Genomic DNA, 9,412 nt, shown 5'->3' with positions numbered 1-9,412 from the left:
ATGGAGCGCATCCCGGGCTGGTGGCACTGGGCGCTCGTAACGGTGTGCATTTATATCGCGACCTTGGTAAGTAATCGCTACTTACCGGATAATCCGCAGATGGTCTGGGTGTATGCTGGCGAGTATGCGCTGTGGGCCGCCACAGCGCTGGGGGCCATTGCCCGCTTCATGCCGGCACTGACGCCTTATGGTTGGCGGCCGGTCACCATTTTCCTCGGCGCGCTACTCGCCGGGCTGGAAATCTTTATTGGGATCGGGCCTGCCACGAAGGTGCGGGTGGACGAATGGATGACGGCGCTTATCGGCATTGCCATGGTCACCATTCTGGCCCGTTTTGTACCCGCCGCCAGCACGCGTTTCTGGTTTGGTCAGGAGGTGATTCGTCGTGGACCTATTGCTCGTCCGCCACGCTGAGGCAGAAAATGCAGGTGATGGTAGATCTGATTTTGAACGTCGGTTGACTGCGCACGGCCATGCGAGTGCGGCAGAAATGGCAGCGGGACTAGCGCTTTGTGTCCGTAATCAGGTTGCCTTGTGGAGTAGCCCGCTGCTGCGGACCAGGGAAACGGCGGCACATCTTGCGCAGGCTTTGGGGGTGGCCGTGTCGCGCTATGCTGACGCCATACCCGCAGGCGACCTCAGTCAGCTTCGCCATGACTGGCAAAGCCTTTCCCCGCAGATCAACACCCTGATTATAGTGGGTCATCAACCGCATCTCGGGGTCTGGGGTGCCCAGTTGATGGGTATCTCTCTCCCGGTCAAAAAAGCCAGCGTCATAGCCATCGCCTTGGATTCTGCTGGTATGGGCGGGCAATTGCTTTGGTATGCACAGTCAGTGGCTCTGGCGCGGTTGGGGGGGGGACAGATTCGGCATCAGGGGTGGCCTGCGCTATAATGTGCAGAGTTCCGGGCAACGCGTTCCGGCGCCTGCCCGCTTATCCGTTCACCGTTCATCAGGAGGTGTAAAATGTCTGAGGCAGCTGATCTCGTTATTATCCTTATCACCGGTCCAGAGAATCCCAAGCGTTTGCCTTCCGCCTTTTTTCTCGCCGCCACGGCTGCTGCAGCGGAGCAAAAAGTGGTGATGTATTTCACCGGCCCGGCCACGGAATTGCTGGCTAAGGGTAAGGCCGAGACCATATTTCCGATGGCTGGCGGCAAGAATATCGCTGACTTCATGAAATTGGCTGAAGACAACGGCGTGCAGATCATCGGTTGCCTGCAATCTCTGGAACTCAACGGCATGACCAAAGATGACCTGGCTAAACCCATTCCCATGATAAATCCGAGCGCTGCTTTACCGTCTCTGGCTGCTGCAGGACGGATTCTGACTTGGTAGCCGGAATGGATCGTTACGGTTAAGCACCTTAGAGCCCGATCTGTTGACGGGCTTTGCTTATATCCATCGCCTATCGAGCGCGGTCTTATGCCGTCGGCATCCGCATTGTCACAAAAATGTCACAAATACTTCATTAAAGTGTCATATTGCTGTGTTAGATTGCTTTTCGAGTTTTGCTGACGATAGCGTTCTTGTGCTATCTGGATGCGGGATATTCAATGGGTAAGCCGTAACTCAACGTATTTGCCATCTTTGGAGGCCTTATCATGCTGTATCGCTTGAAGAAAGAAGTGTCGCGTAGTGTCAAAGGCGCTGTCGTCCTGTCCGCGTTGGGCCTTTCTGCCCTGTATGCCCTGCCTGCTTCGGCGGCTCCGACCATCTCGCTGCTGGAAACCGGCTCCACTCTGCTGTATCCGCTCTTCAATCTGTGGGTCCCTGTGTACACCAAGATGAACCCCGGTGTGCAGATTACCACCCAGGGCACAGGCAGTGGCACCGGTATCGCTGAAGCGATCTCTGGCGTGGCCCAGATCGGCGCCTCTGACGCCTACATGAGCGATGCGCAGATCAAGCAGCACCCCAATATCCTGAACATCCCGCTGGCCATCTCCATTCAGATGATCAACTATAATGTTCCCGGCCTGAACAATGTGCATCTGAAGCTGTCCGGTCCGGTGCTCGCCGGCATCTACTCCGGCAAGATCACCAACTGGGATGACGCGGCTATTGCCAAGCTGAATCCTGGCGTGAAGCTGCCCAAGCACAAGATTATTCCCGTGCATCGTACCGATGGTTCCGGTGATACCTTCATTTTCACCACCTATCTGTCCGACACCACGCCGGAATGGAGCAAGAACATCGGTTACAGCACGACGGTAAGCTGGCCGGCAGTTCCTGGTGGCATCGGTGCGGAAGGCAACCCCGGCATGGTACAGGCCCTGAAGACGACACCTTACGGCATCGCCTATATTGGCATCAGTTGGAAGAAGCCGGTGGAAGAGGCCCATCTGGGGATGGCCATGTTGGAAAACCGCGCCGGTAGGTTCGTGCTGCCGACCGTGGCGAATGCCAAGGTTGCGGCGGGTGAAATGGTCAGCAAGACTCCGGCTGACGAGCGTATCAGTCTGGTCTATGCGCCGGGCGCCAACTCCTACCCCATCATCAACTACGAATATGCCATCGTCAGCAAGACGCAGCCCAACGCGGCAGTCGCTGCATCCCTGCGCAAGTTCCTGAGTTGGGCCCTTGATCCGAAGGGCGGTAATGCGCCACACTTCATCGACGCGGTGAACTTTGTACCGTTGCCTGATAGTGCGGTGAAACTGTCCCGCAAGCAGATTGCGGAAATCAAGTAATAGTTGTGCCGAGCCGGGGACTAGCCCCCGGCTCTTCCATATCCCATGCCAGACTTGCCCATATATTTTTATGATTATTGATGCTGACCATTCAGATACTCTAAGTGCTGGGAGATTCGTTGGATGAAAATTCCTGTGTTCAGAGTTAGTCTGATCGCTACTGCTAGCTTTTTGCCGCTTTCCTTAATTTCATTGATTGTATTTTTGGCCATTTATTCCTGGCCTGCTATTCAGTTTAATCAATTCCATTTTTTATGGACTAATGACTGGAACCTGGGGAATCTTTATGGTAACCCGGTTACGGTACATGGCACGCAGATCATGCCAGGAGCGAAGTACGGAATCTGGTTCCTGGTCGTCGGTACCATTGTCAGCTCTGCGCTCGCCATGTTGATCGCGATGCCTATCGCCATTGGTGCGGCATACTTTTTGAGTGAAGGCGTGCGTCAATCCTGGGCTGGGCCCTTGTCTCTTTTCGTCGATTTACTGGCGGCCATTCCCAGTGTCGTTTATGGATTGTGGGGATACGCGCTGATCGTACCACTTTTTGGCCAGACAATTTTCCCCTTCATGGCCAAGACGTTTTCTTTTATTCCTTTCCTGAACGGTGACCCAGGTAGCGGTTATGGGCTGCTCACCTCGGCTTTTGTGCTGGCAGTGATGATTATCCCTTTGATTTCTGCCACCTTGCGCGAATCCATCCGGATGACCGAGTCTGAATTGAAAGAAGCAGGCCTGAGCCTGGGGTTAAATCGCCTGGAGGTTTTCTGGCATATCACCCTGCCCAAACTGAAGACGGTGTTAATCGGCGTGGGTATTCTCGCCTTGGGCCGGGCTCTGGGAGAAACTATGGCTGTTCTCATGGTCAGTGGCAACGCACTGAATTATCTGCCTAATAATATTTACGCGCCGATCTCCACCATGGCCGCATTTATTGCCTCGCAGTTGGACAGCGCGTTGCAGGATCCGACGAATATGGCCGTGGAGGCCCTTTCTGAAGTTGCCCTCGTGCTGCTACTCATTACCGTGGTGGTGAATTTCGCGGCGCGTTTATTGTTATGGATGGCGAGGGTGCGCTGATGGCAAGCAAGGCGATTGCGCGCAACTTCGTTGTCAGATCCAGCGCGAGAGGCTTCAAAGTATCTTTATCACGGCGCGTGATGACGGCATTCGCCTGGATATTCGTCGTATTTTCCTTTCTTTTTGTGGCGGCGATGTTCGTTTCCATTATCGGGGACGTACTTATCCATGCATGGCCCGCGTTGACGCCAAAACTGCTAACGGACATTACCAGTGGAATTGGTGGTGGTCTTAAAAACGCCATTGAAGGAACCATGGTCATGTCTGTCGGGGCGTTGCTCCTGGCGGCACCGATTGGTATTTCGGCGGGAATCTACCTGAGTGAGCATGGACGGGGTGGCGCCGGAAAGGTGCTGCGCTTTCTCTCGGACGTGCTGGTGGGGATACCGTCCATCGTACTGGGTTATGTCGGCTATATCACCATGGTCATTTACCTGGGTTGGCAGTTCTCTGTGGCTGCGGGCATCATCACCCTGACCGTTATGCTGCTGCCCTACATTGCCCGCTCTACGGAGCTGGCGCTGGCCAATATTCCTCTGGCGGTACGCGAAGCCGGTTATGGGTTAGGTGCCGGGGAGGGGCGCGTCGTCCTGAGTATTCTGTTGCCCGGCGCGGCGCCGGCGATTATGACGGGGCTTTTCTATGCCGTCGCCCTGTCCATGGGTGAGACTGCTCCTCTGCTATATACAGCGGGTTGGTCTAATTACATGTGGAATGGCCAGTTTACCAAAGAACCTATTGGCTATCTGACTTACGTCGTCTGGACCTTCATCAACGAACCTTTTGCTGAATCCCATAGAATCGCATTTGCTGCGGCTTTCCTGATTACCGCAGGCGTGTTAATTCTGATCCTGGTTGGTCGCTGGTTACTGGTCCGTGGACAGCGCCGCATGGGTGCTTATCAGAGCTAAACTCCCCACTCGGCGGCTGTATTAGTCTGGCCTGAGGCTGGGAAACTCCTTGTCGATTTGCTGGTCTTCTGCCCCCGCCAGCAACTCTTTAGCGCGGGCCAGGAACTCGGTGGCGCGGCCCCGATCGCTGTTGTCGGTGCTTTGCCAAATGGGGAAGAGGGTGGTTTCCTCGCGGTTTTCGTGCTTGGCGAGTGAGCCGGAAAGTACCGCGCAGATGGCGGGCAACATGTCGTAGTCCTTTTCCAGCAGCGTTTCTTCCACCAATCGAGATTGCACGATGATGCTGTCGTGCTCAAAGAGCATGTCCGCAAGCGGACCTTTTTCCTCGCCACCACCCAAGGTCGGACCGAGGACATTGTTTTCTAGGTGGACATGGCGGCGGAGGCCGATCCAGTAGTCGTTGAAGATGCTTTCGGCATCCGCGATGCGCTTTTCGTTGGCAGCGGCCAAGATGTCCGCAAACTGGCGATCCAGACGGTAGTGGTCCCAGGTCAGCAGATCCACCACGTCCTTGGCTTCTGCTTCGGCACGGGGTTGTATGTTTATCTGCCAGATGTTGCCGTCGGTTTCAAAACGCCAGGAGATGGCATTACGCAACTGAAAGGCCACCGCCCGCATCATGGCACCGGGGTCGGTATCCGCCAACACCTGCACACGCTGACCGATCGCCAGCCGGATTGTGGCGGCGTAGACCAACGGTTGGGCCACCGCATTGGACATGCCACGCACGTCGATGAGGTTCTGGGTAGGGTTGGTGTGTGCGGGAGATATGCTTTGCTGTGTTGCCATGCGATGGAGTCCTTGATTGACGCCGGTCTCCAGACTGGGAACGGAGAGCCAAAGAATCAAATATGAGTGCCCTTTAATGTCAACGGAGTATGCCACACACAGGCGGTCTCGCAAATAAGCGCCCGTCAGGGCAAACAGATCACGGCGTTGGCGATGTGTATCTATTTGGCTTTACCGACCCGGATATGTTAGGTGCCTTATTGCTGCCGCCCGCCGTCATGCTTTTTGCGGTACGTCTCTGACGTATAAAAAGCGATTAATGATATCAACACTATTCCAAGCATGGGCGACCACAAAAGAAGAGGTATCCGGTGACTCACTTCCGCTGAACAATGTGAATAGTTTATCGAGCCTATAACATAAAAATACCCTAGCACAATGAGCGCGCATGAAACTGCCACCGCTAGAATTCTTGCGCTGTGCAGAATAAAAATCATGCTTCGGTTTTTTGTGTGACGTTTGCGTGACATCGTCAGCAGCGCACCGGTAGCTGCAAAAAAAACGACGAAACACAATAGAATCAGCCCATTATATTCTAACAATCGATATCCAGCTTTATTGTACTCGGAAATGGTTTGCAGGCTAGAGTGAATCGTTTTCCCTTCCCACGCGCCCAGGTGGGCATCTGAGTACCCATCGAGAGCGGCAGCGGCATTTACAGATTTTTCTATAGTGACCGCACTTGCATCACTTGAAACTTTCGTGTTGCCAATTATCTGTGCCACCCCTGGCGTCAATCCGGTGATTGACCATCCGCCCACCTGTACCGTGGTCGCAAGAGCAACTCCTGAAAATAGGGATATTATCAGGATAGGAGCCAACATCTGGAGCTGGCGTTTAATAAAATGATATACATTGTCTGGTATATGTGAATAAGTGATAAACATTTTATATTTCAACCGTTATCAGCGTGTGCATGAGATATGTCGCCTGCCGTAAATGTCGGATTGTTATTTTCATCCGGATTCAATATAAGCGCTTTATATTCCGCTTCTGTAAACTCCTTGTATCCATGAATCATGGCTGACGTTATGTTATGCTTGCCATTTATTTCGCGCGCAACAACGGCTGCCAGGTGAGCCACAACAAAAGCTATCAATGCAAAGAATAAATATTCATGAACCGTCATCCATGGAGAGTTCATCTGCGTTGTGCCGCCGGGCATAAACGATAAAAAAATACCTATGGCGACCTGTGCTAGCGCAATGATAAAGAAAACAATATAGACGGGTCCAGCAAAAGCGTTGTGCCCAAGGCTTGGCGGGCATGGACGGCGAAACAGGGTTATATAGTAGAGGAAGGTTTCCTGCCAGTCGCGCCGTTGATTTGGGGTAAGCGGCAGCATATCTCGCCAGCGTAACGTCTGTGGCCCCACAAAAAGCAGGGCGATTCGCAGCGCCAGACCAGTGGCAAACGCGTATCCTATATAAAAATGAGGTACATTTACACCAAACATCATGGCCGTGGATAATTCGTCACCCCAAATAAAAAAAATTGCCCCGGTGGCGAATTGAGCCATCAGGGTAATGACCAGCCACCAATGTAGGATACGCGAAAACAAGCCCCATGTTTTTACTGATACAACCTCTTTATTGCATGTTACATTTGCCATTCAGCTTACCTCCCATACCCACGCCCACGCCCAACCAGTGTCCATTGCCAGCACAGGACCATGCAATCGATAGCATTCATCAAGGCTCCACCATACCAAAAGCTACTTAAACAGACACTGCGGCAAATTGTCGCACCCGCACCGGGTGCGACAATTTGCCGCATTCACAATTTTACAGGTCCTCAGCATAATCGCCTGTCTTATGAGTTTGTTTATCATCTTTTCACTATGCCATGGCCTTTTGGCCGTTGACCTAAGGTAAAAATATGTACACAGATCGACATATTACAATGTGTCGTACGCATCGTCCCGTCTGGTTGCTTTGCCTGGGGATATGCGCCTTAACCTGTCAGACCGTATCCACAGCGGATGCCGCCAGTCTCAGCAATGCGTTTTCCTGGAATCTGCACCTCAGCGTGGATGGCGCGGACAACTTCTCTGGGGGCGCGGCACCGGGAGCGGTGGGCAACGCTACCGGCAAAGCGGGTTTTGCATTTAATACCGCGCGCGCCGGATGGTGGTCCGGCGGCCGGTTGGTCACCGAGTTTTTGGCGATCAAAAATAGCAGCCCGGAGAAATATGTGGGCGATATTCAAGGCGTCAACAACCTGACCGGCCTCAACAGGGGCGCACTCTATAAACTGTATTACCGCCAAAATATGGGCAATGCCACGTTGCGGGCAGGACTCATCAGTGCCAATGATTATTTCGATGCGAGCGGGGTGGCGAGCCGGTTCTTGAATGTTTCCTTTGGATTCACACCGACTATTGGTGTCAATGTGCCTGCCGCGTCTTCCTATCCGTTCTCCAGTCTGGGCGTGATGGGAAGTTACAGCGCACACGGTTGGACCGCCATGAGTGGCGTATTTGAAGGCGATGCCATCCACCCTTTACGGAACCCCTATCATCGCGGCGACATGATTTTGCTGGAGGCCGATCGGAGTGAGTCTGTGGACGGCGGCCACTATACGGTGAAGGTCGGCGCCTGGCAAAACAGTCAAATCCCTCAATACCAATCTGCCTTGGGTAACGATACCAGTGGTCTGTATTCCATAGAAGAATATCGGTGGAAACAGGATGGGATGGCTTGGGGGGGATTCCTGGAGTTATGCGCCGCGCCCAATCCGGTCAATACCCTGCCATGGTATCTGGGTGCCGGGTTACGGCTTCGTCATTTCTGGTTGGCCCGTCCTGGCGACAGCCTGGGAATCGGCATGGCGCGGGCATGGTTGCGGGGTACGCCGCACAGGGCGGAAACCGACGTTGAATGCTACTACTCCGCCAAAATCATATCCCATCTCTATCTCCAGCCTGACGTGCAATATGTCATCCATCCAAGCGGAAGCTATCCCAACGCCTTGGTGGGACTGCTCAGGCTTCGCATGCGATTCTCATGATTTAACTTGGCACTATCTCTATTTTTTCGGAAATACCTGGGAACCATCTAAAACAATCGATGTCATAGACATGTTCTATGTATTGAACGACTAGATATCGATAGTTATTCCGTAACTAGGCAATTGTAACAATAATATCGCTTCTCATTTCCGATGGACACCTTGTGTCCTGAATGAGGAACGCTCCCGGCTCTATGAATCAGCATCTTATATCTATGGAGAATTATCTATGCACCAGATAACACGAAAAATGATGGCAGAGTTCATCGGTACTTTTGGACTTATCTTCTTTGGCGGTGGCGCTGCGGCTATGGGTAAGCCGCTTATAGATATTGCTCTGGCCAATGGTCTGGCCATCATGATTGCGGCCTACGTGTTCGGGGATATGAGCGGCGGCATTGTGAATCCTGCTGTTACTCTGGGAGGCGCTATAGCAGGAAAAATCAGTTGGCGTGATGCGGGAATGTATATGATCGCTCAAATCCTTGGCGGAATAGCTGCCGGGTTTGCCCTTCTTGCCGTACTGCACGGGCCAATGGGCCATTTGGGTGCCACAACCATAAACACCAGCCTCATCTCTGTCCCCGATGGGTTCATGCTGGAGGCGTTGGGGACGTTCTTTTTAACGACGACCGCCCTGTATACCGCCATGAGCGATCGTGCGGGTAATGCAGCACCACTGGCGATAGGCTTTACCTTGGTCATGATCGTCACATTCATGGGTCCATTAACCGGTGCCAGTGTCAACCCAGCGCGGACGTTAGGACCTGCCGTAGCCGGTGATTATTACCCGCATATATGGGTTTATCTCATTGCGACGCCTTTAGGAGGATTAGTCGCAGGTTTTCTTTATAAATTTATGCAGGAAGGCAAGGCTGACATGCATTTTAGAGAAGCACTTGAACAAGGCGACGTGAAATAGTTTCAAG

General features: G+C 53.0%; 11 protein-coding genes. 8 read left to right on the top strand and 3 right to left on the bottom strand.

Annotated elements, in window-relative coordinates; all coding sequences use genetic code 11:
* The 6 genes from H2515_RS08285 to pstA all read left to right on the top strand — a co-directional run bounded on the left by H2515_RS08285 (position 1) and on the right by pstA (position 4,685).
* Complete coding sequence (locus H2515_RS08285) at positions 1 to 414, top strand: hypothetical protein (protein ID WP_232821623.1); 414 nt, start codon at positions 1 to 3, stop codon at positions 412 to 414.
* Positions 386 to 895: a SixA phosphatase family protein gene (locus tag H2515_RS08280; protein ID WP_198659816.1), complete on the top strand. Its 510-nt coding sequence runs from the start codon at positions 386 to 388 to the stop codon at positions 893 to 895. Before H2515_RS08285 ends, H2515_RS08280 begins: the two co-directional genes overlap by 29 nt.
* Positions 896 to 967: 72 nt before the next feature.
* Positions 968 to 1,339, top strand: coding sequence for a DsrE family protein (locus H2515_RS08275; RefSeq protein ID WP_014028921.1), 372 nt, complete (start codon positions 968 to 970; stop codon positions 1,337 to 1,339).
* 266 nt (positions 1,340 to 1,605) lie between these two features.
* Entirely contained in the window at positions 1,606 to 2,694 is a 1,089-nt protein-coding gene (gene pstS / locus H2515_RS08270) for a phosphate ABC transporter substrate-binding protein PstS (RefSeq protein ID WP_035192346.1), read from the top strand.
* Between the two features lie 123 nt (positions 2,695 to 2,817).
* Positions 2,818 to 3,774, top strand: coding sequence for a phosphate ABC transporter permease subunit PstC (gene pstC / locus H2515_RS08265; RefSeq protein ID WP_035192345.1), 957 nt, complete (start codon positions 2,818 to 2,820; stop codon positions 3,772 to 3,774).
* An 80-nt stretch (positions 3,775 to 3,854) separates the two neighbouring features.
* The gene (pstA, locus tag H2515_RS08260; RefSeq protein ID WP_232821303.1) at positions 3,855 to 4,685 is read left to right on the top strand and encodes a phosphate ABC transporter permease PstA; all 831 of its coding nucleotides are present in this window, start codon (positions 3,855 to 3,857) and stop codon (positions 4,683 to 4,685) included.
* Positions 4,686 to 4,706: 21 nt separating this feature from the next.
* On the opposite strand, the gene H2515_RS08255 is transcribed toward pstA, so the two are convergent.
* The 3 genes from H2515_RS08255 to H2515_RS08245 form a co-directional block, all read right to left on the bottom strand.
* The gene (locus H2515_RS08255; protein ID WP_198659815.1) at positions 4,707 to 5,474 is read right to left on the bottom strand and encodes a hemerythrin domain-containing protein; all 768 of its coding nucleotides are present in this window, start codon (positions 5,472 to 5,474) and stop codon (positions 4,707 to 4,709) included.
* A gap of 197 nt (positions 5,475 to 5,671) precedes the next feature.
* A complete protein-coding gene (locus tag H2515_RS08250) occupies positions 5,672 to 6,361 on the bottom strand; it encodes a hypothetical protein (RefSeq protein ID WP_198659814.1) in 690 nt (229 codons plus the stop codon).
* Between the two features lie 8 nt (positions 6,362 to 6,369).
* Positions 6,370 to 7,086, bottom strand: a complete 717-nt coding sequence (locus tag H2515_RS08245) for a cytochrome b/b6 domain-containing protein (RefSeq protein ID WP_198659813.1) — start codon at positions 7,084 to 7,086, stop codon at positions 6,370 to 6,372.
* A 266-nt stretch (positions 7,087 to 7,352) separates the two neighbouring features.
* Here H2515_RS08245 and H2515_RS08240 point away from each other — a divergent pair, with 266 nt between their 5' ends.
* Together H2515_RS08240 and H2515_RS08235 are read left to right on the top strand one after the other, a co-directional pair.
* On the top strand, positions 7,353 to 8,483 hold the full coding sequence (locus H2515_RS08240) for a carbohydrate porin (RefSeq protein WP_198659812.1): 1,131 nt from the start codon (positions 7,353 to 7,355) through the stop codon (positions 8,481 to 8,483).
* Between the two features lie 229 nt (positions 8,484 to 8,712).
* Complete coding sequence (locus H2515_RS08235) at positions 8,713 to 9,405, top strand: MIP/aquaporin family protein (protein ID WP_198659811.1); 693 nt, start codon at positions 8,713 to 8,715, stop codon at positions 9,403 to 9,405.
* Positions 9,406 to 9,412: the final 7 nt, after the last annotated feature.

Origin of the sequence: Acidithiobacillus ferrivorans (assembly GCF_016250455.1) — a bacterium.
Classification (GTDB): domain Bacteria; phylum Pseudomonadota; class Gammaproteobacteria; order Acidithiobacillales; family Acidithiobacillaceae; genus Acidithiobacillus; species Acidithiobacillus ferrivorans.
This window is presented reverse-complemented; position numbering and strand designations above follow the sequence as displayed.

Coding starts and splice junctions, on each gene's coding strand:
- H2515_RS08285 (WP_232821623.1), top strand. CDS start 1: ATGGAGCGCATCCCGGGCTGGTGGCACTGGGCGCTCGTAACGGTGTGC.
- H2515_RS08275 (WP_014028921.1), top strand. CDS start 968: ATGTCTGAGGCAGCTGATCTCGTTATTATCCTTATCACCGGTCCAGAG.
- pstS (WP_035192346.1), top strand. CDS start 1,606: ATGCTGTATCGCTTGAAGAAAGAAGTGTCGCGTAGTGTCAAAGGCGCT.
- pstC (WP_035192345.1), top strand. CDS start 2,818: ATGAAAATTCCTGTGTTCAGAGTTAGTCTGATCGCTACTGCTAGCTTT.
- pstA (WP_232821303.1), top strand. CDS start 3,855: ATGACGGCATTCGCCTGGATATTCGTCGTATTTTCCTTTCTTTTTGTG.
- H2515_RS08255 (WP_198659815.1), bottom strand. CDS start 5,474: ATGGCAACACAGCAAAGCATATCTCCCGCACACACCAACCCTACCCAG.
- H2515_RS08250 (WP_198659814.1), bottom strand. CDS start 6,361: ATGTTTATCACTTATTCACATATACCAGACAATGTATATCATTTTATT.
- H2515_RS08245 (WP_198659813.1), bottom strand. CDS start 7,086: ATGGCAAATGTAACATGCAATAAAGAGGTTGTATCAGTAAAAACATGG.
- H2515_RS08240 (WP_198659812.1), top strand. CDS start 7,353: ATGTACACAGATCGACATATTACAATGTGTCGTACGCATCGTCCCGTC.
- H2515_RS08235 (WP_198659811.1), top strand. CDS start 8,713: ATGCACCAGATAACACGAAAAATGATGGCAGAGTTCATCGGTACTTTT.